This window comes from Zunongwangia profunda SM-A87 (genome assembly GCF_000023465.1).
In the GTDB taxonomy this organism is placed as follows: Bacteria; Bacteroidota; Bacteroidia; order Flavobacteriales; family Flavobacteriaceae; genus Zunongwangia; species Zunongwangia profunda.
In genome coordinates this window covers 4195072-4221555 of record NC_014041.1, presented here as the reverse complement: position 1 = coordinate 4221555, position 26484 = coordinate 4195072, and the positions used below count along the sequence as shown (strand labels likewise).

General features: G+C 37.2%; 17 protein-coding genes. 5 read left to right on the top strand and 12 right to left on the bottom strand.

Annotation, left to right across the window (positions count from 1 at the left end; all coding sequences use genetic code 11):
- Nucleotides 1-2: 2 nt before the first annotated feature.
- The 3 genes from ZPR_RS18520 to gcvP all read right to left on the bottom strand — a co-directional run bounded on the left by ZPR_RS18520 (nucleotide 3) and on the right by gcvP (nucleotide 4562).
- A complete protein-coding gene (locus tag ZPR_RS18520; RefSeq protein WP_013073302.1) occupies nucleotides 3-521 on the bottom strand; it encodes a methyltransferase in 519 nt (172 codons plus the stop codon).
- A 1-nt stretch (nucleotide 522) separates the two neighbouring features.
- Entirely contained in the window at nucleotides 523-1581 is a 1059-nt protein-coding gene (locus ZPR_RS18515; RefSeq protein WP_013073301.1) for a 3-oxoacyl-ACP synthase III family protein, read from the bottom strand.
- Nucleotides 1582-1712: 131 nt separating this feature from the next.
- Complete coding sequence (gene gcvP, locus ZPR_RS18510; RefSeq protein ID WP_013073300.1) at nucleotides 1713-4562, bottom strand: aminomethyl-transferring glycine dehydrogenase; 2850 nt, start codon at nucleotides 4560-4562, stop codon at nucleotides 1713-1715.
- A 180-nt stretch (nucleotides 4563-4742) separates the two neighbouring features.
- Here gcvP and ZPR_RS18505 point away from each other — a divergent pair, with 180 nt between their 5' ends.
- A complete protein-coding gene (locus tag ZPR_RS18505; protein ID WP_013073299.1) occupies nucleotides 4743-5567 on the top strand; it encodes a UbiA prenyltransferase family protein in 825 nt (274 codons plus the stop codon).
- Here the strand turns inward: ZPR_RS18505 and ZPR_RS18500 are convergent.
- From ZPR_RS18500 to ZPR_RS18480, 5 genes are all read right to left on the bottom strand, one after another.
- On the bottom strand, nucleotides 5545-5808 hold the full coding sequence (locus ZPR_RS18500; protein WP_013073298.1) for a zf-HC2 domain-containing protein: 264 nt from the start codon (nucleotides 5806-5808) through the stop codon (nucleotides 5545-5547). The two genes, ZPR_RS18505 and ZPR_RS18500, sit on opposite strands and share 23 nt — an antisense overlap.
- A 2-nt stretch (nucleotides 5809-5810) precedes the next feature.
- Nucleotides 5811-6362 (bottom strand): sigma-70 family RNA polymerase sigma factor, encoded by a 552-nt coding sequence (locus ZPR_RS18495; protein WP_013073297.1) that lies wholly within the window; start codon nucleotides 6360-6362, stop codon nucleotides 5811-5813.
- A 139-nt stretch (nucleotides 6363-6501) separates the two neighbouring features.
- Nucleotides 6502-8532, bottom strand: a complete 2031-nt coding sequence (locus ZPR_RS18490) for a M3 family metallopeptidase (RefSeq protein WP_041579094.1) — start codon at nucleotides 8530-8532, stop codon at nucleotides 6502-6504.
- 357 nt (nucleotides 8533-8889) lie between these two features.
- Nucleotides 8890-9378 (bottom strand): 5-(carboxyamino)imidazole ribonucleotide mutase, encoded by a 489-nt coding sequence (gene purE, locus ZPR_RS18485; protein ID WP_013073294.1) that lies wholly within the window; start codon nucleotides 9376-9378, stop codon nucleotides 8890-8892.
- A 129-nt stretch (nucleotides 9379-9507) separates the two neighbouring features.
- Nucleotides 9508-10668, bottom strand: coding sequence for a 5-(carboxyamino)imidazole ribonucleotide synthase (locus tag ZPR_RS18480; protein ID WP_013073293.1), 1161 nt, complete (start codon nucleotides 10666-10668; stop codon nucleotides 9508-9510).
- 120 nt (nucleotides 10669-10788) lie between these two features.
- Between ZPR_RS18480 and hpt the strand changes: the two genes are divergently transcribed.
- From hpt to ZPR_RS18460, 4 genes are all read left to right on the top strand, one after another.
- A complete protein-coding gene (gene hpt / locus ZPR_RS18475; protein ID WP_041579092.1) occupies nucleotides 10789-11319 on the top strand; it encodes a hypoxanthine phosphoribosyltransferase in 531 nt (176 codons plus the stop codon).
- A 10-nt stretch (nucleotides 11320-11329) separates the two neighbouring features.
- Nucleotides 11330-11902, top strand: coding sequence for an adenylate kinase (locus ZPR_RS18470; RefSeq protein WP_013073291.1), 573 nt, complete (start codon nucleotides 11330-11332; stop codon nucleotides 11900-11902).
- Between the two features lie 14 nt (nucleotides 11903-11916).
- Nucleotides 11917-12933: a GTPase ObgE gene (obgE, locus tag ZPR_RS18465; RefSeq protein ID WP_041579087.1), complete on the top strand. Its 1017-nt coding sequence runs from the start codon at nucleotides 11917-11919 to the stop codon at nucleotides 12931-12933.
- Nucleotides 12934-13046: 113 nt separating this feature from the next.
- Nucleotides 13047-13574 carry a DUF4136 domain-containing protein gene (locus ZPR_RS18460; RefSeq protein WP_013073289.1) on the top strand — a complete coding sequence of 176 codons (528 nt, stop codon included), beginning with the start codon at nucleotides 13047-13049 and terminating at the stop codon, nucleotides 13572-13574.
- Here the strand turns inward: ZPR_RS18460 and ZPR_RS22700 are convergent.
- From ZPR_RS22700 to ZPR_RS18440, 4 genes are all read right to left on the bottom strand, one after another.
- Nucleotides 13571-19795 (bottom strand): alpha-2-macroglobulin family protein, encoded by a 6225-nt coding sequence (locus ZPR_RS22700; protein ID WP_013073288.1) that lies wholly within the window; start codon nucleotides 19793-19795, stop codon nucleotides 13571-13573. The genes ZPR_RS18460 and ZPR_RS22700 overlap by 4 nt on opposite strands.
- 110 nt (nucleotides 19796-19905) lie before the next feature.
- Nucleotides 19906-21516 carry an OmpA family protein gene (locus tag ZPR_RS18450; RefSeq protein ID WP_013073287.1) on the bottom strand — a complete coding sequence of 537 codons (1611 nt, stop codon included), beginning with the start codon at nucleotides 21514-21516 and terminating at the stop codon, nucleotides 19906-19908.
- Nucleotides 21517-21527: 11 nt separating this feature from the next.
- Nucleotides 21528-22466 carry a PorP/SprF family type IX secretion system membrane protein gene (locus ZPR_RS18445; RefSeq protein ID WP_041579086.1) on the bottom strand — a complete coding sequence of 313 codons (939 nt, stop codon included), beginning with the start codon at nucleotides 22464-22466 and terminating at the stop codon, nucleotides 21528-21530.
- 22 nt (nucleotides 22467-22488) lie between these two features.
- Nucleotides 22489-26451: a T9SS type B sorting domain-containing protein gene (locus tag ZPR_RS18440; protein WP_187288242.1), complete on the bottom strand. Its 3963-nt coding sequence runs from the start codon at nucleotides 26449-26451 to the stop codon at nucleotides 22489-22491.
- Nucleotides 26452-26484: the final 33 nt, after the last annotated feature.

The following is a 26484-nucleotide window of genomic DNA, read 5'->3' as shown; positions in this document are numbered from 1 at the left end:
ATCTATTTTCGTTCGGCATACACCGCGTAATAGCGCGGGGTAAACTGTCTTAAAATTGGTCGAATTCCGATTTTATTTACAGGATTGGTCCATTTTAAACGATCTTTTATTTCCCAGCCAGATTTTTCTAAAAGCCAGTCGAATTGCCAGTCTTCAAACTCGTGATAATGCCGATCTCGCATATCGGTTTTACTGCGATATGCTTTAGAGAACCAAAGATTTAAAGGAACACTGGCAACCAGTTTATCGGCTTCTATATTTTTTAGAATGGTATAAGGGTTTAAAAGATGTTCAAAAATTTCAAATGCTGTTACGACTTTAAAATTCTTTTTGATCATCTCAAATTGTTCATCTAAATCTTCGCCGTTAGTGTTGGTTACCTCATACCCTTGATTTAGCATAATTTCAGAAAAAGGATTTTTAACGCCTAAATCCAGGATATTGGAAGGTGCTTTTATATGCTTATTTAAAAATTCGAGTGTTTTTTGAAATCGTTTGTTGGGATATGTGTTTTCGTACATATTAATATTCGTATACTATGGCATTCACATTCATACCGGCACCCACGCTGGCGAACATAATAATATCTCCCTTTTTTAGTTCCTGCTTATCAATTTGTTTATTGATGACCAGATCCAGTAAAGTTGGGACGGTGGCAACGCTGCTATTTCCTAACTCCTGAATGGTCATAGGCATCACGCCTTCAGGAAATTCTTCGCCAAAAAGTTTATAAAAACGTTTTAGAATGGCCTCGTCCATTTTTTCATTAGCCTGATGGATAAACACCTTTTTTAGATCTTTGATACTTTTACCACTTTTCTCTAAACAGGATTTCATGGCTTTAGGAACGTTTATCAATGCAAATTCATAGATCTTACGGCCATTCATTTTAATGTAACGCACATTAGGATCTGCTTGTGGGCTATTGGATTTTCCAAAGTAGATGTAATGAGCTTCGTTATAAGAATAAGTAGCCGACTCATGGGCTAAAATACCACCACCATTTTCGCTGGCTTCTAAAATTGCAGCACCGGCACCATCAGAAAAGATCATGCTGTCACGATCATGCTTATCTACTACACGCGATAATGATTCAGCTCCTATTACCAAGCATTTTTTTGCCATCCCGCATTTAATAAATGCCTGGGCTTGTATCATTGCTTCAATCCAACCGGGGCAGCCAAAAAGTATATCATACCCCACACATCTTGGATTTTTAATACGTAGGTGATATTTTACACGGGCAGCCATACTTGGTACGGTGTCACTTTGAATAGCACCTTTTTTAACGTCCCCATAGTTAGTAGCTACTATAATGTAATCTAAGGTTTCAATGTCTATAGCTGATGCTTCAATTGCCTTTTGAGCGGCGAGAAACGCAATATCTGATGCGTTTAAATTATCATCTAAATATCGACGCTCTTCGATACCTGTAATATCTTTAAACTTCTTAATGGTTTCTTCATTGGAATGCGGAAACCTGGTGCCATCCAGATTTTTGAATTCATGCAGATGAAAATCAGCATTTTTCGTAATAACATTGGGGATGTAACTTCCCGTTCCTGTGATCTTAATATTCATCTTGCGTTTTCAATTATAAAGTGAAGATAAGAATTATATATGATTTTGCTAAAAAAATGTTAACGGCTTTTTGGAAAAAATAAAAAAGGCTATCACATTTGATAGCCTTTCACCAATTTATTATTTTTTGATTATGCTTCCATATACTCTTCTATAGGAGGACAGGTACACATTAAATTTCGATCACCAAAAGCTTCATCAACTCTTCTAACGGTAGGCCAAAATTTATTATCTGCAATATAGTCTAATGGAAAAGCTGCTTTTTCTCTGCTATATGGCAAATTCCATTCGCTTGCTGTAAGCATTTTTATAGTATGCGGAGCGTTTTTTAGTACATTGTTTGGCTCATTTTCACTTGCTTCTTCGATTTCTTTTCTAATAGAAATCAAAGCATCACAAAAACGATCTAACTCTGCTTTGCTTTCGCTTTCTGTTGGTTCGATCATTACCGTTCCCGCTACAGGGAAAGATACTGTTGGTGCATGAAAGCCGTAATCAATAAGGCGTTTCGCGATATCAGTAACCTCAATACCGTTGTCTTTAAATGGGCGGCAATCCAAGATCAATTCGTGAGCTGCACGTCCACGTTCGCCAGAATATAAGGTTTTATAATGCTCTGAAAGTCGTTCTTTAATATAATTTGCATTCAGGATAGCATACTCGGTAGCTTTTTGTAAGCCGCCACTTCCCAGCATTTTTATATATCCGTAAGAAATTAAACAAACTAAAGATGATCCCCAAGGTGCTGAAGAAATTGCGCCAATTGCTTTTTCTCCCCCGGTTTTAATTATGGGGTTACCTGGTAAAAATGGTACCAGTTGTTTTGCAACACAAATAGGGCCAACACCCGGACCACCACCTCCATGAGGAATGGCAAAGGTTTTATGTAGGTTTAAGTGACAAACATCGGCTCCAATATTTCCTGGATTGGTTAAACCAACCTGAGCGTTCATATTAGCACCATCCATATACACCTGCCCCCCATTGTCATGAATAATCTGGGTAATCTCGCGAATAGCCGATTCGAATACCCCATGTGTAGAAGGATAGGTAACCATTAAAGCAGCAAGATGATCTTTATGCTCGATCGCTTTTTCTCTTAGATCATCAATATCTATATTTCCGTTTTCGGTAGCTTTAGTTACCACTACTTTCATTCCTGCCATTACCGCAGAAGCCGGGTTGGTACCATGTGCAGAGGAAGGAATTAAGCATACGTTACGATGGCCTTCACCACGAGATTCATGGTAAGCTCTAATGACCATTAATCCTGCATATTCTCCCTGCGCCCCAGAGTTTGGTTGCAACGAAGTAGCTGAAAAGCCGGTAATTTCTGTAAGTTGATTTTCCAGTTCTTTAAGAACGATCTGGTAACCTTCTGCCTGTTCTACCGGAGCAAACGGGTGTATATTACCCCATTGTGGATTGCTAAGCGGTAGCATTTCTGAAGCAGCATTCAACTTCATGGTACAGGATCCTAAAGAAATCATCGAGTGATTTAAGGAAAGATCTTTACGTTCTAATTTTTTGATATAACGCATCAATTCGGTTTCTGAATGATATGCGTTAAAAACGTCATGACTTAAGAAATCTTTTTTTCTTGAAACTCCTTCTGGAATGGCATTAATTTCTTTTAATGCTGAAAGTACTTCGGTTTCTTTACCAGCTACTTCAGCAAAAATCGAGGCCACTGTATTTATATCTTCAGTAGTTGTCGTTTCGTTTAAAGCAATAACAACCGTTTCTTCATCTGGATAGTAGAAGTTGTATTCTTTAGCTTCCGCAGCAGCTTTAATTTTTTCAGCATCTGCTTTCACCTGAAGTGTATCGAAGTAAGCTGAATTTACCTGTTTGTATCCTAATTTTTCTAATTGAGAAGCTAAGCTTGTCGTAGAATAGTGAACGGTATCTGCAATGTATTGCAATCCTTTTGGTCCGTGATAGACCGCATACATTCCTGCCATTACGGCCAGTAAAACCTGAGCGGTACAAATATTTGAAGTTGCACGATCACGTTTTATATGTTGTTCCCTGGTCTGTAAAGCCATTCTTAAGGCATGGTTGCCATCTGCATCTTTGGTGACTCCAATTATACGACCGGGAAGGTTTCTTTTGTAAGCTTCTTTAGTAGCAAAATAAGCAGCATGTGGGCCACCGTAACCTAACGGAATTCCAAAACGTTGGGTGGTACCTACCACAACATCTACACCCAGCTCACCAGGAGCCTGTAGTTTTACTAAACTTAAAATATCTGCGGCAACCGCAACCTTTATAGAGTTCAGGTTACAATTATTTACAAAATCTGCATAATCAAAAACCTGTCCGTATTTTCCAGGATACTGTATTAAAGCTCCAAAGAATTCGGCTGAAAAATCAAATTCTGCATGGTCTCCAAGTACGATATCGATACCTAAAAATTCTGCACGGGTTTTAATTAACGAGATGGTTTGTGGTAAAACCTCTTCAGAAACAAAAAACTTATTTACATCATCTTTCTTTTGCTTACGATCTCTAACCGCAAACAACAAAGCCATAGCTTCTGCTGCTGCAGTAGACTCATCTAAAAGAGACGCATTGGCGATTTCCATCCCGGTAAGATCGCTTACCATCGTCTGGAAATTTAATAAAGCTTCTAATCTTCCCTGAGCAATCTCTGCTTGATAAGGGGTGTATGCAGTATACCATCCCGGGTTTTCTAAAATATTACGCTGTATTACCGCAGGTAGAATTCCCTGGTGGTAACCTAGCCCGATGTAAGATTTAAAAACCTTGTTTTTAGCCGCTAATTTCCCAATATGCTCTGCGTATTGATTTTCACTAAGCGCTTTTGGTAGATTTAGGGGCTGTTTTAAACGAATATCGTCTGGGATAGTTTCGTATATAAGTTGCTCTAAACTATCAACACCGATAGTTTGAAGCATCTCTTTAAGATTTTCTTCTTTAGGACCAATGTGGCGAAGGGCAAAAGAATCTGTTCTCATTAAATAAAATAGTTGTGTTTTTGATGCCGCGAAATTACATAATTTCGATGTAAATATTTAATGATTAGGGGATACACTTTTAAAGATTTTTTAACCTGATCTAAGTTGTTGAAAATTAATAAAATTGAATCTGATTTAGCCCAGTATTAAACTGAAGTTTTAAATCGCTATTTTAGCCCCGTGAAACGGCTTAAAAATCTTTTTGAACTTTATATAAACTCTAGTGTTCATACCGGGATTGCGGTGGTTTGTTTTACGCTGGTCACTTTTTTAGAGTTCGGGATTAAAATCGACCATAATCTATTGGGTTTTATCTTCTTCGGGACCATTACCAGCTATAATTTTGTAAAATATGCCAGTGTCGCGAGATTACATCATTCCAGTCTAGCCGGGAATCTTAAGATAATACAGGTATTTTCTTTTTTTTGTTTTGTGGCACTTTTGTGGTTCACCTTAAAGCAGGATTATAAAACCTTGTTTGCATCTTCTATTTTGGGTATGCTTACCTTACTTTACGCGACTCCGGTTTTAAGGGGACACCAAAATCTAAGAAATATCGCAGGTGTTAAGGTTTTTGTTATTGCTATAACAGCTACAGGGACCGGAGTTCTATTGCCGTTACTTCATCAATACGATGTTTCGTTTCAGGATAAATTTTTAGCAATTTTTCAACGAATATTGATTCATGTTGTCTTAATGTTGCCTTTCGAAATTCGGGATCTAAGATTTGATGATCCTTCTTTAAAAACAATTCCGCAATTGTTAGGGGTGAAAAATACGAAACTTTTTGGTGTTGTATTGATGGTACTAGCGGTAAGTATTTCGTTTTTTAGAACCAATATTGGTCATCATAGTTTAATTGGTCTAAGCATATTTTCTATAGTGGTAGTTTTGATGCTGTGGGCTTCTAGAATAAAGCAAAAGCCATTTTATGCTGCTTTTTGGGTAGAGGCAGCGCCCATTTTCTGGGTGCTGATTTTGGTTATTCTGAATGTGATTTTTTAAGTTCTTCTTCTATAGCTTTACGCCAACACTCTTTTTCTTCTTCACTGCAACATTTCAGTTTTGCTTTTTCGATAAGCTCAGTAAGGCGTGTGTTTTTTTCACTGTATTCTCTGCAACGAGGGCATTCGGCCAAATGTTCTAATAATTGAATTTTTTCAATATTATCAGCTTCTTTATACTGGCCTTTATCACAACAGCATTCGGCCTTATCACAATCAATATATTTCTTTTCTTCCTGCATAATTAAAACCAATTTTGTTCCAGACAAGCAGCTAATGCCGTTCTGGCTCTGTGAATGATCACCCAGAGGTTAGACGGAGTGATGTCGAATTCTTTACAAATAACTTCGGTATCCACACCATCTATCGTTTTCATCTTAAAAATTTCGGCGTGTTTAGCATTTATTTTTTCTAAACAATCCAATATGGCCATCCCGAGTTCGGTATTTTCCATATCATCTTCGGCAGTTTTGTCAAATTGATCAGCTACCTGCTCTTCCAGCCAGTCGCCATCATTTTCTCCATCACGATAATTAATATGAACTTCAGCCTGACCTTTCTTAGAATTCATCTTGCGGTAATGATCGATAATTTTTCTTTTAAGGATCGAAATTAACCAGGTTCTTTCGCTAGCTTCACCCTTAAAATTTTCCATCGATTTTAGACCGGCAAGAAAAGTTTCTGAAATAAGATCGTTAGCAATCTCACGATCATTTACTCTTACAATTGTATAATTGAAGAGATAATCTGAGTATTTGTCTACCCACTTTGTAGGATCTATGGTATGCGTTGACATTGTTTTTGTCGTGAGATTATCAGCCAAAAATAAGAAAACTTATTTACTCTGAATAAGGTTTATATACTTTGAATATCCTTAAAATGATAGTAAGTCGCCAATCCGGATCTAGTATGGAATGACGACTATTCTTAACATTCTATTTTTCGATCAATCCTGCTCTTTTTAATAGCGCATCGGGTTGCGGCTCTTTTCCGCGGAAGCGTTTGTAAAGCGTCATCGGATGCTCTGTTCCTCCCATAGAAAGAATATTGTTTTTGAATTTATCAGCTACTTCTTTACTAAAAATTCCTTGTTCTTTGAAGTATTCAAATGCATCGGCATCTAAGACTTCTGCCCATTTATACGAATAATATCCCGCTGAATATCCTCCCTGGAAAATATGAGAAAAAGCCGTACTCATGCAATTCTCTGGAACATCGGGGTATAATTTCGTAGCTTCAAAAGCTTTATTTTCATGCATTTTTACATCGTCGATATCAGAAGGGTTAATCGCATGCCAGCTTAAATCTAACATTCCGAAACTTAATTGGCGAAGGGTTTGCATTCCTTCCTGGAAATTAGAGGACTCTTTAATTTTTTCTACTAATTCCATCGGGATGGCCTCATCGGTCTTATAGTGCTTAGCAAACAATTGTAGCGCCTCTTTTTCATAACACCAGTTTTCCAGAACCTGACTGGGTAATTCTACAAAATCCCAATATACATTAGGTCCCGATAAACTTGGGTACACTGTGTTGGCTAACATGCCATGAAGGGCATGACCAAATTCGTGGAAAAGCGTAGTTACTTCATTAAAAGTTAATAATGAAGGTTCTGATTTTGTAGGCTTTGTGAAATTGCAAACAATCGATACATGGGGACGCTCTTCTTTTTTGTTTTTAACGTATTGTGATTTATATTCGGTCATCCAGGCGCCACCGCGTTTTCCCGGTCTTGGATGAAAATCGGCATAAAATAAGGCTACGTCATTGCCGTTTTCATCGGTAACATTGTATGTTTTTACATCTGGATGATATTTTTCTATCTCCTTGGTTTCATTAAATTGAAGTCCGTATAACTTGCTTGCCACCGTAAAAACACCATCGATTACATTTTCTAATTTGAAATAAGGCTTTAGCTTTTCGTCATCCAAATTGAATAAATTTTGCTTCAATTTTTCACTGTAGTATGCTGAATCCCATTTTTCCAGTCGGTCGATTTGATCTAATTCCTTGGCGAATTTTTCAAGGGCAGCAAATTCCTTTTCAGCAGCTGGTTTTGCTTTTTCCAGAAGTTCATTTAAGAAATTATCAACCTTTTCTGGTGTTTCAGCCATTCGCTCCTGTAATACAAAATGTGCATGAGTGTCAAAACCTAAAAGTTGCGCTCGCTGATATCTTAGTTTGGCGATTTTTAGTACATTTTTCTGATTGTCTAAGTCATCACCATGAAATCCTTTTGCGCCAAAAGCAAGGGACATTTTTTTACGAAGCTCACGTTTTTTAGCATATTTCATAAACGGGATATAACTAGGGTAGTCTAAAGTGAAAATCCAGCCTTCTTTGTCGCTGGATTCAGCTACGCTTTTTGCTTCCTCTTTAAAACTTTCCGGTAAACCGTCAAGATCTTTTTCATCGATGATCTGGAGCTCAAATTTGTTGGTTTCTGCCAAAACATTCTCACCAAAATTTAGGCTTAACGCAGAAAGTTGCTTATCGATTTCCCGTAATTCTTCCTGTTTTTCCTTTGGAAGATTGGCACCATTTCTAGAAAAAGCTTTGTATTTTTTATCTAATAGCGTCTTTTGCTCTGTGGTGAGATTAAGCTGATCTTTTTGCTTATAAACCGCTTTTACACGTTTAAACAAATCTTCGTTTAGGATAATGTCATTTCTGAATTCAGAGAGTAGCGGAGAAACTTCCTGAGCTATTTTCTGAATTTCAGCATTAGTTTCTGCAGAATTAAGATTGAAGAAAATACTGGTGACGCGATCTAGTTTTTCTCCCGAAAATTCTAATTCTTCTATAGTGTTTTCGAAAGTCGGTTCAGTTTCAGCTGAAGCGATGGTTTCGATTTCTGATTTTGCTAATTGTATGGCTTCGGTAATGGCAGGCTTAAAATGTTCCGTTTTAATTTTTGAAAACGGAGCATATTTGAAGTCTTGCAATAACGGATTATCTGTACTCATAATACCTTCAAATTTTTTCGAAAATAAAATGAGCAAAGCCTAAGCCATAAACTTGAAAAGGTATCTTATTTCAGGTTTTAAAGATTGATTGCCAGAATTATCGATTTTGAAGCGTTTTTTTCGGACGAATTGGCAGGATGTCAATTAGCAATAATCAATAAACAGTTATCAATTAGCAGGCAGTCTTTAGCTTTCAGCAATTAGCAAATTTCATTACAGATTAGTTCTAAAGAAATGGCGAAATCTCATTCAACATTAAGCATTCAAAATTCAAAATAAATTTATCATCCCTCAAAATCTAAAAGCGAAGCGTCTCAATACTCAATTCTAACATCTAACATCGCAGCGATCTAATCTTTACTTCTTCTTAACCTCTTCAGCGCCCTTGATCACTTTTTCTTTAAGCCCTTCTTTATACACCAATACTTTATCCTGAACGCATTTATCGGCAGCACCAATGATTTGTGCGGCTAATATTCCGGCATTTTTAGCTCCATCTAGAGCAACGGTTGCTACCGGAACTCCGCCCGGCATTTGTAAAATCGATAACACAGAATCCCAACCATCGATAGAATTTCTGGATTTCACGGGAACACCAATAACCGGTAAAGGAGAAAGTGAAGCGATCATTCCGGGTAAATGAGCAGCACCGCCGGCACCGGCAATAATTACGCTAATGCCGCGGGTATGAGCATTTTTTCCGTAGTCGAATAATTTTTCCGGAGTTCGATGTGCTGAAACTATATCTACTTCAACTTCGATATCAAATCCTTGTAAAATATCTACTGCTTCCTGCATTACCGGCAGGTCGCTGGTACTTCCCATTATTATTCCTACTTTGCTCATAGTTTGTTTATTTTCAGCGATTAACTTTTAATTTATAGTATCTCTTGTTTTTGTCATTCCGTGACTGACACGGAATCTCATCCTAGTTAAAAAATCTAGTGGGACCTTGAAATGAGTTCAGGGTGACTTCTAACTTTTGCTAATTACTTTAATTTCTTCTTTAACTTTCTCCGCAACTTTTCGTGCTTCGTCGATATTTTCGTTTACGATGGTGACATGGCCCATTTTTCGAAAAGGACGTGTGATCTTTTTTCCGTAGATGTGTGGAGTAACACCGTCCATTTTCATGATCTTATCGATGTTTTGATAAATTACTTCACCTTCGTAGTCTTTATCGCCCACAAGATTTACCATAATTCCGCCTACTTTACTATCGGTGTTTCCTAAAGGTAAATCTAAAATAGCACGCAGATGTTGTTCAAATTGATTGGTGTAGCTTGCTTCGATACTATAATGTCCGCTATTGTGAGGCCTGGGGGCTACTTCGTTTACAAGAATTTCGTCATTTTTAGTCTGAAACATTTCCACTGCTAAAAGTCCCACATGTTCAAAAGCTTCAGAAACTTGTGTTGCCACGGCTCTGGCTTTTTCAGCAACATGATCTTCAATTCGTGCAGGGCAAATTACATATTCTACCTGATTGGCGGTTGGATGAAATTCCATTTCTACCACAGGATAAGTTTTTACTTCCCCACCGGGTGTTCTGGCAACAATAACTGCAAGTTCATTTTTAAAGGGAATCATTTCTTCTGCAATACACTCGGCATCTGGTAGATCTTTTAAAGCATCGGCTACTTTGATTACAGAAACTCCTTTTCCGTCGTAACCACCTGTGGCACTTTTCCAAACAAAAGGTAAAGATCTTGCGCCAGACTCAACATCGGCGATAAGATTTTCAATTTTTTGATAGGTTTTAAACGCAGCGGTTGGAATTTGTTTTTCAGTATAAAACTGCTTTTGTATTGCTTTATTCTGAATTTTCTCTAGCGTTGCAGCATCTGGGTAGGTTTTAACCCCTTCAGCTTCCAGTGTTTTTAAGGCTTCTATGTTTACGCCTTCAATTTCAAAAGTGAGCACATCTACTTTTCTTCCGAAGTTTAAAACCGTATCATAATCCATAAGATCGCCCTGTTCAAAATAATTACACGCAATTTTACAGGGAGCTTCGTTACTGGGATCCAAAACGTAGGTTTGAATATCATATTTAAGGGTGTCGTATAGCATCATTTTTCCTAACTGCCCTCCGCCAAGGATTCCTAGTTTAAAATCTGAAGAAAAATAATTAATCATAGTCGTGCTGTTTGTGCAAAAATAAATTTTTAGCTCAGATTGCCCTATTTATTCTTATAGAAATTGGTAGAGAGGTGTAAATGAGATTCCTTATCTTTGCGTCTTTAAAATTTGAAAGTTTTGATAAAACTACACGATCTTGTATTTGAGCCTTACATAAGCGGTGAAGAAATTAATAAGGCGATAGAAACTATTGCTGAAAAATTAAACGAGGATTTTAAGGGGGAACGTCCAATTTTTTTAAGTGTGCTTAATGGTTCCTTTATGTTTTCATCTGAAGTAATGAAGAGGTTTAAAGAGGAATGTGAAATCCATTTTGTGAAACTCGGTTCTTATGAAGGAACGGATTCTACCGGAAATGTAAGGACATTAATTGGTTTAAATAAATCTTTAGCTGGTAAGAAAGTGGTCATCCTGGAAGATATAGTGGATACAGGAGGAACTCTTAAAGAACTGGATCGAATTTTAAAAGAAAAGAATGTTGCTGAATATAAAATAGCGACACTTTTTTATAAACCTTCTATGTATCGGGAAAAATTCACATTAGATTATACAGGAATTGAAATTCCAAATGAATTTATTGTAGGTTATGGATTGGACTATGACGGTCTGGGACGTAATCTTACTTCTGTATACAAACGTAAATCGTAAATAAATACACATGACAAATTTGGTACTCTTTGGCCCTCCGGGAGCGGGCAAAGGAACACAGGCAGATATTCTTAAAGAGAAATATCAGTTAGTACATATTTCTACCGGAGATGTTTTTAGATATAACATCAAAAATGAAACAGAATTGGGGTTAACCGCAAAGTCTTTTATCGATAAAGGCCAGTTAGTGCCAGATGAGGTTACTATAAATATGCTTAATGCCGAAGTAGATAAAAACGCTGAAGCTAATGGCTTTATTTTTGACGGGTTTCCAAGAACCGAAAACCAGGCAGATGCCTTAGCTGAACTTCTTAAAGGAAAAGGTACTGAAGTTAAAGCGATGATCGCTTTAGAGGTTGAAGATGAAGTTTTAGTGAAGCGTTTGTTAGAAAGAGGGAAAACTTCTGGGAGAAAAGATGATGCAGACGAAGCGGTAATAAGAAACAGAATTACGGTTTATTATGAGGAAACTGCGATCTTAAAAGAATATTATAAAAAGCAAAATAAATATTACGGTGTTGACGGGGTAGGTTCTATAGAAGAAATTACCGAAAGAATCAGCAAAGTAATCGATAACTTATAATTCGAAACTAGATAATGAGAGAAGGGAATTTTATAGACTACGTAAAGTTGCATGTGTCTTCGGGAAATGGAGGATCTGGATCTTCGCATTTGCACCGTGAAAAATATGTGGCAAAAGGTGGCCCGGATGGAGGAGATGGAGGTCGTGGAGGTCACGTGATTTTACGTGGGAATAAAAACCTTTGGACGTTATTTGAATTTAGCTTTAGAAGACACATTCGTGCCGAGCATGGCGGTAATGGTGGTAAGCAACGAAGTTCTGGCGCCGATGGGCAAGACGAAATCGTAGATGTGCCGCTAGGTACGGTAATTAGAGATACCGAAACTGAAGAGATTATTGATGAGGTTACTGAAGATGGTCAGGAAATCATAATCGCCGAAGGCGGTATGGGAGGCCGGGGAAACTGGCATTTTAAAACATCTACAAATCAAACTCCTCGTTATTCACAGCCGGGTATCGATGGTCAGGAATTAGATATTACTCTAGAGCTTAAAGTTTTAGCCGATGTAGGTTTAGTAGGTTTTCCAAACGCCGGAAAATCTACTTTACTATCGGTAATTACTTCGGCAAAACCCAAAATTGCCGATTATGAATTTACTACCCTAAAGCCAAATCTTGGCATTGTAAAATATCGTGATTTTAAATCTTTTGTAGTTGCCGATATTCCGGGGATTATAGAAGGAGCTGCCGAAGGAAAAGGACTTGGTTATCGTTTCTTAAGGCATATTGAACGAAATTCAACACTATTGTTTTTGGTTCCGGCAGATGCAGAGAACGTTGCGAAGGAATATGAAATTTTACTGGATGAACTCCGTAGGTATAATCCAGAGATGCTCGATAAAGATCGTTTGGTAGCCGTTTCGAAAACTGATATGCTAGACGATGAACTGAAAGCCGAATTGAAAGCTGAATTAGACGAGAACCTTCCGGTTCCATATCTGTTTATATCTTCAGTGGCCCAACAGGGGTTAACCGAGCTTAAAGACAAGCTTTGGGAAATGCTGAATAAAGATCCAGAGGACAAACAGTAACTTTAATTATCTAATTTTGCGATTTTTAAAACTTCTTTTTGCTAATTTTTTAGAGAGCTTAGAAGTGGGTTGATTTTTGTGTACTTTTAAAAAGTAGTCAAAAATTATCCAATATGAAGTTAGTCGCTAAACTCGTTTTATTTTGTTTGATCATTAGTTCCTGTAATACACCAAGAACTACGTTCGATTACGATGCAAAAACTAATTTTGATCAATATAAAACCTATAAGTTATTTCCTGATTTTAGAACTGATATGAGTCAGTTAGACGAAAAGAGGATCATCAATAGTATCGATCATTTTATGCGTGAGGAGAATTTAGCTTTAGCTGAGGAAAATCCAGATCTGTACATCAATGTGTATACTGAAAAATTTCAGGAACAAAGTAGGAATACCCTTGGCGTAGGTGTAGGCAGCGGGGGTGGAAATGTTGGAGTAGGAGTCTCTGGCGGAATTCCGCTTGGCGGCCCAAAAGACTATGTGCGTTTTATTATCGATTTTATCGACGTTAAAAAAGATGCTTTAGTCTGGAAAGCAGAAGTCGAGGTGAAGTTCAACTATAATGCGGAGCCAGATCAGCGTCAGGCTCTGTTTGATAAAGTTTTTGCCAAAGCGTTAGAGGGCTATCCGCCCAAAGATTAATTTTCGATTTTAATTCTTATACCTTTAGAAAAGCTAGAGAACTCCGGGGCATACATACTTTCCATTTGCGTAATTCCGTTAGAAAAATCTCCTGCGTTGTTTACTCTTAAGTCGTATTCAAATACATACGTTCCTTTTGGTAAATAATCAAAGAAGAAATGTGTAGCCGCATCTTTGATGCTTTGGTAATAGTTTAAGCCATCTTTATGATGATGCCTAGAAAGCACACTTGTAGGTTCAAGTCCGCTGGCGCGCATATCTTTTAAATGCACAAATTCAAAATCAGATTTTACTTTAATAGTTACACGAACGGTGACTAATTCGCCAACTTTTAGTACTTCTGGTAAGGATTTTAACTGTGGCCCAGCACTAGTATTTTCTTTCAGGAATAACGTCTTATTAATGATGATTTCTTCCCCTTTAGATCGTTCAATTTTATCCAGATCTTCAAAATATTGATGGTAAATGCCACCGTAGGCCGGTGTGTTATTGTTATTTTTTATGGTGAAATTCGCTATTTTTTGAAGTTCATTTTTATCATTCCATGTTTTCTTAAGGTAGCCTAAGTTGTTCCTATTGGAAAAAATGGAATCGAGAGGAATAGGCTCGTTATTCATCCTTATATTAGGTTGATTACTTTCCTGAAGCCAGTTTTTTCCATAAGAAAGAAACGCATTTACCGCCATCGTAGTCGATTTTGTAGTAGCCCAACTATTTTTACGTTTGTGCTGCAATAACCAGTTTTTTAGTTTATCGATGTCATCATCTTTTGGATTTACAGCAGCAAAAGCTTCGATGATTTTTGCCTGTGTTTCGATAGGGTGGTGGTACCAAAACCTTCCGGTAGTATTGTTTTTAAAATACATGCCTCCTTTATCGTCTTTGATACTATTTTGCTTAAACCAGTTCACAATTTTTGCAGCTTCCGCTTCTTCATCATAATTTTGGAAACTTACGGCTAGCATTGCCTTAGATTGCAGGCTAAGGTTAAGCCAGTTTTGTTTAAGATTTTCTATCATTTTCTCGATAAATTCTTCTTCTTTTTCCTCAAGGTGAAATTCATCTGCCAGGATGGTTTTGATGTAGAGATATAGAATTTCGTTAGGAGAGAAGCGTGCGCCGGTAAGGTTGTTGTTAAACTTGTCTGCGTAATGTTTTAGCATGTACTCTTTTAAGAATCGGAGTCCATTTTCGATGATTTCTTCAGAAGTTTTATTTAATTCGATCGAGTTGTTCTGAAGCAAATACGCAAAACCACCAAGGATATGGCTGGTGATGTAAAAATTAGAGCGGCCTTCTTTAAACCATGGAAAGCCACCATCACCATTTTGCATATTCTGCAATTTTAAAAGGTAAGATTGCAGGTTTTTGGTATCTAATAATTTTGATAGGTTTTGGATGTTTTCGGCTTCAGATTTAGCATCATTTAGCCAGGGAGTTTCCTGTAAAAGAATGCTTTTTAGTTCCTCATTTTTTGCTAATTTGTTGGTTTCTGAATTTTTATTCCAGTCTTTTAGCACTGCTGCGATTTTCGGGTTTTCTTTGAGTATTTTTTCCGAAATAGCCTTTGCGAAATACTTGGAGAACGTTTGTTCACTACAATCGTAAGGATATTCCATAAGATAGGGCAGTGCTTGTAGTACGGTCCAGGCAGGATTGGACGTATATTCTAAAGTGATTTGGTGATTTTGTAAGGTTTCGGAATCATTTTTCTTTAAACTGAATTCTTTTTCTTCTTGTCCCTGAAGCCAAATTGGGATGGTTTTAGTCACCAGCATTCTATTTTTAAGCACGGGTAGTATATTGGTTTCACCATCTTCAAATTGTTTGGTTTTGGCAATAACTTCATAGCGAATCAGGTTAAAGCCTTCAGGAATGTAAAGTTTCCAGCTTAGCTGAGTGTTTCCATTTTTCGCTACAGTAAATTCCTTAATGGCTTTGGTATTGCTGAGGTCGATATCGATTCTGGATTCATCTTCTACATTAAATAATTTTAATTGAGCATCACCAGATAACAATTCGTCACTCAAATTGCTAATCTTAGCCGAAATAACGATGCTATCTTTTTCCCTTAAAAATCGTGGAGCATTGGGCGTAAGCATTAACTTTTTCTGGGTAACTGTGTAAGCTTCTTTATAGACAGATTCAGTGTGCTGATTATGGCCAAACAACATTAATCGCCATTGCGTTAAGGCTTCGGGAGAAGTAAACTCTAAATTGATATTTCCTTCAGTATCGGTTTTTAAGTTTGGATAAAAGAATGCAGTTTCATTCAAATTTTGCCGAGCTTTAACCTTCAGGTCCGATTCTGGTAATTTCATTTCAGCACTATCATTAACTACAGCGAAAGGGATGCTTTCTACTGCTTCTGCCTGTACGCTACTTACGCCTCGTATTCTAACATTGCTTCCATAGCCGACAGTAACTACTTCTTCTAGAGCTTCGATAGATTCGGCCATTAAAATAGTCAGGCTCTTATCGTCATTTTCTATAAAATAGGCTCCCTGAAATCCCACAAAAGATGCGTCTAATTGATCGCCTTTTTCAGTTTTAATTTCAAATTCACCATCAAAATTGGTTTTTGTTTCCCTATTGGAACCTTTAATTTTAATTATGACTCCGGGTAGCGGATTTCGATCGGCAATAGAAAGTACTTTTCCTTTTATAAGTCCGCCTTTAGAAGTGTATGCTGTTTTAAAATCTTTGCCCTTAAATAGTAACTGCATTAGGTATTTCCGCTTCGCCTGATAAGGCTGAGAATAGCTAAATCCAAAATAATCTAGTTTGGGTAGCTTAGGTTGCGCATAAGAAAAATAGAAATAGTCTGGATTATGTAAACTAAAATTGACTGGGGAAAATTCGAGAAGGTCTAGATTAGGAAGTTGGTAATATCGCCCGCCAATGTTAATATTCTCTGACCATGAGTGTTTTCTAAATTGATCTAAAGAAGCGTCGTACATCCCGGCAAGTACTTCAAATTGATCTTTTTTATTTTTAGAGATAATTTTTAACGTCCATTTTTCGCGGCTTCCCGGTTCAATCTTATCTCTAAAGGTGTTTAAAATGATTTTTGGTTTTGGCTTTTTAGTTTCAAGAGTAAGTCTTTTAGTAGTTGTAAACGAAGAGTTGTATTTAATACTACTAAATCGTAATGTTAATACTTTACCTTCATGATTTTTCGCCGGAATCTTAATAGTTTCAACTTCTTTTTTTAGATGAACGTACTCTTGAAATATTGATTTGTCTTCAATAAAGGCTTCTAGATAAACAAATAACTCTTTGGCTGCCGTTAATAAAGAGACTTCAACAAAGCCATCTTCAGTAAAATCCTTATTGATGATATGATATTGAAAAAGCTGATGGTCTGAAGCTACTTTAGCTTTTTTATCTTGCAGATTGATAATGCTTTCTTGAGCGATTTCATTTCCTTTTTTATCTTTTGTCTTTAAGACTATTCGGTAACTTCCGGCAGGCCATTTTTTAAGGTTTTTGATCTCAATTTCTCGATTTGAGGATTTGGTGTCCTGATACCAAAGTTTAGCGTTTTTCCAGTGGGATGTATCATCTTCATCTAAGAATGCAGTATGAGGTAATAATTGATAATATTTATCTTTGCTTATGGCTAAAGTATCTGGCGAAGGCATGTTATTTCCGAGGTTAAGAACTCTATCTGGCGCTTGTAGTTTGTAGATTTCTACAGTCACCGGTAAATCAACTTTTTCATTATTAAGATTGGTGAGTTTTGGCGTGAATTTTATACCGTTTTCTTTGTAATGATCGGCGGGTCCTGAAAACCGAAGTATATTTAAATGGTTTGCGGCATGTACGGTAGTTTCTCCAGATTGCGTTTCGCCATTAATATCGGTTACCGAAACTTCAATGCGATACGAGAAAACCTGGTGTTTTTGTTGTATTGGTGAGGTTTCCGGTTTTGCTATGAATTCTATCGTAAAATCTCCATTTTCATCTGTTTTTAGTTCTCCATTGGCGATTTCTTCAGGGTTCATTCTGGGAAATCTAAAATCGTAACCATAATCTTCAAATCTTAAGATGCGATAATTCACGCCGGCGTTACTTAACCGAGCTCCGGAGAAACTTTCAGCAAATCCTTCAATAACTACCGAATCATTTACGGCAAAGGATTCTATGATTGGTTTAAATTCTATTTTAAATTTGGGCCTTTTATATTCTTCGACAGAGACACTTTTAGTGATATAATATTGCGGTTCATTATTGCTATCTTCTTTAAGTTGAATTGTAAATTGTCCGGTTTTTAAGCCTGTTGGAATTTGAAAACTTCCAGAAACACTGCCGAAATTGTTGGTTTTGGCCTGTTTTTTTTCAATTTCATTTCCGTTGGCATCTAAGAAGTTGATCCATATTTTTTTGTCGGCAATCACCTGGGTAACATTGTTCTTTTTAGAAACTAATATTCCTTTAAAGTAGATGGTTTGTCCCGGTCTGTAAATACTACGGTCGGTGAATAGAAAACCACGTTCTGTATTATCGGGTTCATCATTTTTTTGATAATAAGAATAGCGATGGTTTAGAACAATTTCATCTTTATCTTTTTTGATATGATATTTAATACTTCGTAAACGATCAGAAATAGAAGGGAAGCTTAAATCTCCGTTTTTATCTGATGTTTCTTCATTAGAATCAGTTTTATTGTGCGAAGAGAATGTAGCTTTAACCATGGCATTAGCAATAGGTTTACCCGTTTCACGATGAACTACTTTTAGGCTGATATTATCATCCTGACTAGATATTAGGCTTAACTGGCTTACTTGTATTGGTTGTAGCGCGTATAAATGGTCTAAATTTTTGTCGAGTAAGAGAATTGCATATTTACCAATTTCAAGTTGTGGTGCAATTGTTACTGTAGTTCTTTTTAAATGTTGTTTTTTATTGAGTAGTTTAATGGAATTGGAATATTCAGCCTCACCTGAACTTAACTTCTTTAGAAGATTTTGGCGTTTTTTACGTTGCTCTTCGGAATAAAAATTTTTCTTATCCAGAAATTCGAAGTCGGCAGTACTAATACTATAGATTTTCAATTTTAAAGAATCCAGGTTATTATATGAAATAAAAATCGGGAAGTTTTTATTTGGGCTTTGGTAAGGATTTACCTGAACGCTAAGTTCTTTACTGGAGATCTCAGAAATGATATTTTTTGCATTATTTACCAGAAGGGGATTTAAGTTATGCTCTATGATTTTGTTAGCAATAGCTATAGCTTTATTATTATCCAGCGGATATTCCTGCTTGTTGGCTCTTCGTTTTAAGCTCATCGCCTTTTCAAGCGATATTAGATCTTTTGCAAGTGGATTTTTGAATCTATTTTCCAGTTCTTCTATAGCTTCTAGAAATTGGCTTTCAGAAATAGGAATTTTCGATTTTATGTATTTATATCGATCTAAACTAAAATAGGCCAATAGCTCATATTCTTTATTTTGAAAGAGTGATTTTTCAAGTTCTTGGTAAAGTTTTAGAGCGAGATAGTCTTTATTGAAAAGTGAAGAAGAGTCTAAATCAATTGCTATAAACTTGTTGGCAGGAATCAGGTACTTTTTTGTGATCTTAAACGATTCTGAGCTTTTTGTCAGATAATAATTAGTAGACTTAGCGTAGTTCAGGGCACGATTGGCAAGAAGCTGATAAGTGTTGCTGAAGGGAATTGTTGGAGTATCAACCGTATCCAATAAATAGGAATAATCGGCAATATTGGTGTTTTTTAGTGCCTCTTTTTCTTTGAGCGATTTTTGATAGTTTGTTATTATTTCAGAATTGAATTTTTCTACGCTCCAAAATTGAAAGTTAGAAGTGTCATTTTCAGTGTTGGTGCGATCGCGAATTCTGTAGGCATTTTTCTGAAGATATTGTGATTGAAAATCGGCTAAAATTGATAATAGGATTGAGTTGGAAACATTATCTACGTTATTTATTTCAGCAGAGATCATGTCATGGATTACTTCTGCCGAATTTTCTTCGAGATTCATTGTAAATTTTGAACGATAGAAAAGACTTTTAATGAATTGGATGTCATTTTTTTCTTCCTTAGCTTTTTTTACAATTGCTTCTACCAGTTTATTAGCTGTTTTAGTGTTTCCTATTATTTCCTGTTCTTCAACTTTGCTCCATTGAATTTTGTAGAAATCCTGGGCGATAATGGTATTTAAATTGAAAATCGTAATAATTAGAAATACTAGAAGTCTTTTCATAACTGATGCTTTGATGTATAGTAGGGAAGTACTACGTAATTTACGAAAAGTCTGTAAATAAAAAAAGCTCCGGGATTACCGGAGCTTTTAATTTATTCTTAGAGATGCAATTAATCTTCTACAACTTCCATTGTAGTAAATGTAATTACACTTCTACGGTTTTTAGCATATTCAGCTTCAGTACATCCTCTCTCTTCAGTACAATCGTTTACCGGTTGAGATTCACCGTAACCTTTAGTCGTAATATTTTCAGAAGAAATTCCTTTAGCTACTAAGTATTCTTTGGTAGCATCGGCTCTTCTTTGTGACAATTTAAGGTTGTACTCTTCAGTACCTCTGGCATCAGCATGAGAAGCAATTTTGATCTCTGTTGCGTCGCTACCTTTAAGGATGTCGATTACTTTATCAAGAACTTCCTGATATTCTTCAGTTACTTTAGATTTATCGAATTCGAAGTAAATTCTATTTTCGTGAGGAATATCAATTTGTCTTGTTTTCTTAACGTACTTAGTTCTTGTGAAAGAATAAAGATTATCGTTACCACTTCTGTTAGAAGTTAGGAAACCTTTTTTCTCACCTTCGTTAATGATGAAAGCGAAATCGTCATAAGCACTATTTACAGAGCTTCCTAAGTTTTCAGCTTCAGTATAATTTCCTTCAGATTTGTAAACGTCTAAATTACCAAATCCTAGGTGACCATCTGAAGCGAAGTAAAGAATGTTGTCTTCACTTACAAAAGGAAACTGCTCTCTATGCTCAGTGTTAATTCCAGGCCCTAAGTTCTCTGGAGTTCCATAAGTTCCATCTTCGTTGATAGCCACTTTGTAAAGGTCGAAAGAACCTTGTCCTCCTGGCATATCACTAGCAAAGAAAAGTGTAGAACCATCTGGGCTAAGTGCGGGGTGCTCTGTAGAAAACTCTTCGCTTGTAAAAGGAAGTGCTTCAACATTGGTCCATTCTTCACCAACTAGTTCAGCTCTATAAATTCTGATGTTAGCTACTCTTAGGCCTTCTTCAGTTTTAAAACGCTTTTCATTAGTTCTATCAAAATACATAACAGTTCCTTCTTCGTTAAATACAGCAGAACTTTCGTGCTCGTCCGTATTAATAGCGTCTGAGAAAAGAACAATGTTACTGATCTCACCTTCTTCAGAAATTTCACCTGTATATAGATCTAATGCAGGTTTTTTGTTCCAAGGATAGATAGGACGAGCAGTATTTCTTGTTGAAGCAAAAGTGATTTTGTCTTCACCAAAATAAGAGATTCCAAAATCTGAAGATGCAGCATTTTCAGCTGGAAGCATTTCTGGCTCGTAGATGTAAAGGTTGCTAGAGTCTACAATGCTTTCTTCAAATTCAGTAATATCTACATCTTTATCGTAATAAGAAGCGAAATATTTATCTGCTTCATCATCCTGGCCTGTAGCACGAAGAGAATGAGCATATCTAAATTCGTATTCTGGCTCTACTGTAGCTTCATATCTGGAGAATAAAGTTCCATAAACTTCAGCTGCGTTTTGCATTTGATTTGTGTAGAAATAGGCGTCTCCAAGATTCTGAAGAACTTCCTGGTTCTTATCTACCACACCTTCGTAGGTCGAGGCAGCATCTACATAAGCACGCTGAGCAAAAAGCTTGTCTGCTTTCCTAATTTCGGCCTTTTGACCGAAAGCTGCGATGCTTACAAGAAGTATTATTAATGTGCTATAAATGTTTTTCATATTAATCTTTTTTAGAAGAATCTAGGAGACTTGTCGTATCCTTTGTTTAAACCGAATAAATCTATATCGAACAATACCATGATTTCATGAGTACCGTCGTTGTAGTCCCCAAAATTCGTAGTAGTATAATCGTAAGCATATCCTACACGAAGTTGAGGAGTGATCTTAAAGTTCACTAATCCTGTTACAGATTCGTCGAATCTATATCCAAGACCAGCTTCTAAGCGATTGTATAAAAGAACATTTGCTGTTACATCTACAGATAAAGGAGAGTCTTGTACCCCTCTAGCCATAAATGCTGGTTTTAATTTCACATTTTGACTAAGATCAAATACGTAACCCCCAGTAATATAATAGTGAATTTCTTCTTCGCCAATTCCCTGAATACCTTGTGAATTTTCAAGGTGAGTAGCAGTGAATAGGTTAGGAGCAGAAACACCTAAATAATAGTTGTCACTAAACCAGAATGCACCAACACCAAATACAGGAAATGCTTCACTGTAATTTTCAAAAGCGGCATCTATTGGATGGTTAAGATTAATTCCGTTTGTGTTAGAATCGAAGGTTGTAACCCCTGCTTTAGCACCAAGAGATAATTTACTGTTTTGGCTTAATGGTAATACATAAGCGAAATCTGCAGTGATGTTATTCTCTTTAATCCAATCTCCAACTTCGTCATTAACTACTGTTAAACCAAGTTCAATTCGTTCACTAATTGGAGTGTGAGCGAAGAAGTTGGCGGTGCGAGGTGCACCGTCAACATTTACCCACTGAGCTCTATATATTCCCCCAAGATTTAACATCCCAGGATCATCTGTCGCATATGCAGGGTTTACTACGCTCATGTTATACATGTATTGTGTGAATACTGGATCTTGTTGAGACATACCTTTTATAGAAAAAAGGATAATGCCTATAAATATTAGATATTTTGTGATTGTATTTTTCATTTCTTTCTAGTGTTTATCCTGATTATCTGCTTAAGTATACTTTTCCTTGTCTAGCAGGAGTTGATCCGTCATTAAATTCAATCACGTAGAAGTATACTCCCACAGGTAGTACATCATCTCCAAGAGAAGATTCAGTTGGCGTACCATCCCAGTTTGGAGTACTAGCATTTCCTTTGTAAACCATATTACCCCATCTGTTATAGATTTCTATCTCGTAATTTGGATATTCATCTTCTAGATATTGGATATCGAAAGTGTCGTTTAGACCATCACCATTTGGAGAAATACCTTCCTGGAATCTAATTGTACAGTCTGTAAAGTTTACAGTGTAAGCTAATCTTACAGCACTCTCACAACCTGTAGTGCTATTGTATTCACTAGCATAGTATGTCATGCCGTCTACCAATAGCGCGCTTTCACTAATCGCACTTCCACCTTCAGCAGCATCGTACCATGTGATATCTCCACCACTTGTAATTCCATCAGTTAAATAAGCGACAGTTCTTTCGTCGTACTCACAAATTTCGAATTCACTAGCAGCGATAGTTGGAGTTCCTGGATCGTTAACTGTTACATTAATTGCAGCAGTTACTGATTCACATCCTGCGGCATTGGTTTGAGTTGCATAGTAAGTTCCAGTAGCCAGGGTATTTGTAGCGTCTAACATATTAGCTGGATCGGCATCCGCAGTTGAATAGAATGTGAGGTTATTACCAGTAATGTTTAGGTCAGCTAAGGTATTCCCTTCAATAGCGCAAAATACAGCATCTGTCACTGAAGGAGCGTTAGGAATCTCATTTACAGTAATCGTTAAACTGGATGAATCTGTCCCACAATTATTACTTACTGTATAAGTGAATTCATATACTCCAACAGTGCTAATATCAAAATTAGTATCGGTTAAGTCAGTTCCACCCATTGAGAAGGTACCGTTGTCGTCTGCTCCTATCAAGAATGTATCTAAATCTATTGTAGTGTCTGCTACACAAACATTTTCAGAAGCATCTGCACCTGCATTAGCATTAGCATTTACAGTAATTGTGAAAGTAGCTGTATCTGAAGTTCCGGCAGTAACACAAGTGTCATCTTCGTTTACGGTATATGTAATTGTAAATGTTCCATCCTCAGTTGATGTAAACATACCATTTGATACCATTTCTCCTGTAAATTCACCAGAATTAATAGCATCATCACTTAAGTATGTAAATAGGTCAACACTTTCTCCCGCACACAATGTGAAAGCAGCATCGTCACCAGCTTCAGCTTCAGACGGCTCGTTTACATTAATAGTGAAAGTAGCAGTATCGGAAGTTCCTGGAGTAACACAGTAGTCTTGATCATCAACTGAATAAGTTACCGTGTAAGTTCCCGCAGTTGCAGCAGTGAAAGAAGTTCCAGAAACACCTTCTCCAGTAAATTCTCCCGAATCATTAGCATCAGCACTTATAAATTCGGTAAGGTCGATATTTTCATTAACACAAGCTGTAATTTCAGCATCTTCACCTGCATTAGCATCGGCAGGAGTATTTACTGTGATAGTAAAGGTGGCGGAGTCAGAAGTTCCTGCATTCACACAAGTATCATTTTCGTCTACGGTATACGTTACGGTATACGTTCCAGCAGCAGTTGCCATGAACATACCATCTGTAACCATGTCGCCTGTGAATTCACCAGAAGTGCTTGCATCATCAGAGAGATATGCATCAAGATCTATATTTTCATTAAGACAAGCTGTAATTTCAGCATCTTCACCTGCATTAGCATCGGCAGGATTGTTTACTGTGATCGTGAAGGTAGCAGAATCTGAAGTTCCTGAAGTAATACAGTTGTCTTGATCATCTACAGTATAAGTTACCGTATAAGTTCCAGCAGTGGTAGCAGTGAAAGAAGTTCCAGTCACACCGTTACCAGTAAATTCTCCCGAATCATTAGCATCAGCACTTAAATAAGAAAGAAGATCAATAGTTTCATTTGTACAAACATCGAAAGCCATGTCATCTCCTGCATTAGCATCAGCTGGAGTGTTAACAGTGATGGTAAAGGTAGCCGAGTCTGAAGTTCCTGCATTTACACAAGAATCATTTTCGTCTACAGTATAAGTTACGGTATATGTTCCAGCAGCAGTAGCCATGAACATTCCATCAGTCACCATATCTCCTGTGAACTCACCCGAAGTGATAGCATCATCAGAAAGATAAGCCGAAAGGTCGATAGACTCGTTTACACAAGCATCGAAAGCCATGTCATCTCCTGCATTAGCATCCGCTGGAGCGTTTACAGTGATGGTAAAAGTAGCCGAGTCAGAAGTTCCTGCCGTTACACAACTATTACTGGTATTTACAGTATAAGTTACGGTATATGTTCCAGCTGTAGTTACAGAAAAAGATGTTCCGGTAACACCGTCACCAGAGAATTCACCGGTTAATAATGCATCGTCACTTAGATAATCGGTAAGTTCTATAGTTTCAGTAGTACATGAAGTGATGTCCATATCGTCACCAGCTTCAGGTGTTACTGCAGGGGTAATAGTTACTTCAAAAGGAGTAGCATCTGAAATACAAGAACCATTAGTTGCCGCAGCGTAATATGTACCGTTGGTTAAAGCAGTTGTAGGATCAAGAGCTGTAGTTAGCGAAGCATCATCATAAACTTCTACTTCATCGGCAGTTCCTAGGTCAGCAACGGTAGCGTTATCAATTTCACAGAATTCCTGATCTGCGATTACCGGAGCGTCAGGTTGTTCAGAAACAGTTACTTCAAATTCTGTTGAAACAGAACTACAAGGACCACTTGTAGCAACAGCGTAATATGTGCCAGTCACTAAAGCAGTTGAAGGATCAAGAGCTGTAGTTAACGAAGCATTATCATATATAAGAACTCCAGCATCAACTACTAAATCACCAACAGTTGGGTTTTCAGTTTCACAAAATTCCTGATCCGCAACAATAGGAGCCTCGGGTTGATCTGTAAGTGTAATTGTAAAAGTAGCTTCATCTGCAGTACAATCGTCTTCTACCGCGTAAGTCACGGTATATGTTCCAGCAGCGTAATTTGCAGGATCGAATTGACCGTTAAGGTTTGTCCCTTCTAAAGTAAATGTACCATCGGTATCAGCATCTGTAGAAAGAAGTGTAGATAAATCAAGAACGGCATCATTAGAGCATAATGCAGCGCTGTTATCATCCCCAGCATTAACAGGGGCTATAACGGTTACAGTAACTTCTAATCGATCTTCACTTTCTGTAGGAGGAAGTGGAGAGTCAACGTTGTTAATAATCTGAGTAGCATAATAGGTTTCTCCATCAACTAATTCTACCGTATCATCTAAGTTTGGATTAGAAGTAGCTGTGCTGTACCAACGGATCGCCTGAGTGTTCTCACTGGTTCCTTGAGCCTCTAAATCACCTACAGTCGCTCCGGCACAAAAAGTTTGTGCTGCATCTCCTGTTGGAGCAGCGGCTACGATAGGATCATATCGCATTGCCAATCTTGCAGATGGACAGCCTCCATTGTCGATTCCAACAAAATAAGAGTTTTCAGCGATTAGTTCGGTAGTCCCACTTAAAGGAGTTTCTGCATACTGTTGAGCAAAAACAACAAGGTTATCACCTGGGTTGTCTTCCTGAAGGGTAGCAATTAAATCATCTACGTTATAAGAATCTGCAGGAGATCCTAAAGCAGGTGAAAATGTAGTTCCGTATCCACTTACGGGAGCCGGAGAAGAATCTACATTAACTGTTACTTCAATTCTGGTAGTACAATTCCCATCAGCATTCCCAACATAATACACGGTATTCTCCAATAGTTCATTGGTAGGAATAGGCGTAGTAGATGTTTCGGTTCTGTAAATGGTAGTTCCATCAGTGTTTATATCACCTACGGTTTGTAGGTAACAGAAACTCTGATTAGAGGGAGTGTTTGCAGTAGTAGGACATCCAGTTTGTCCATACATTGATAAACCTCCCATAAATAGTACAAAGGACAAAAGGAACAATTTAGTCCCCCTAATCCTCAAAGT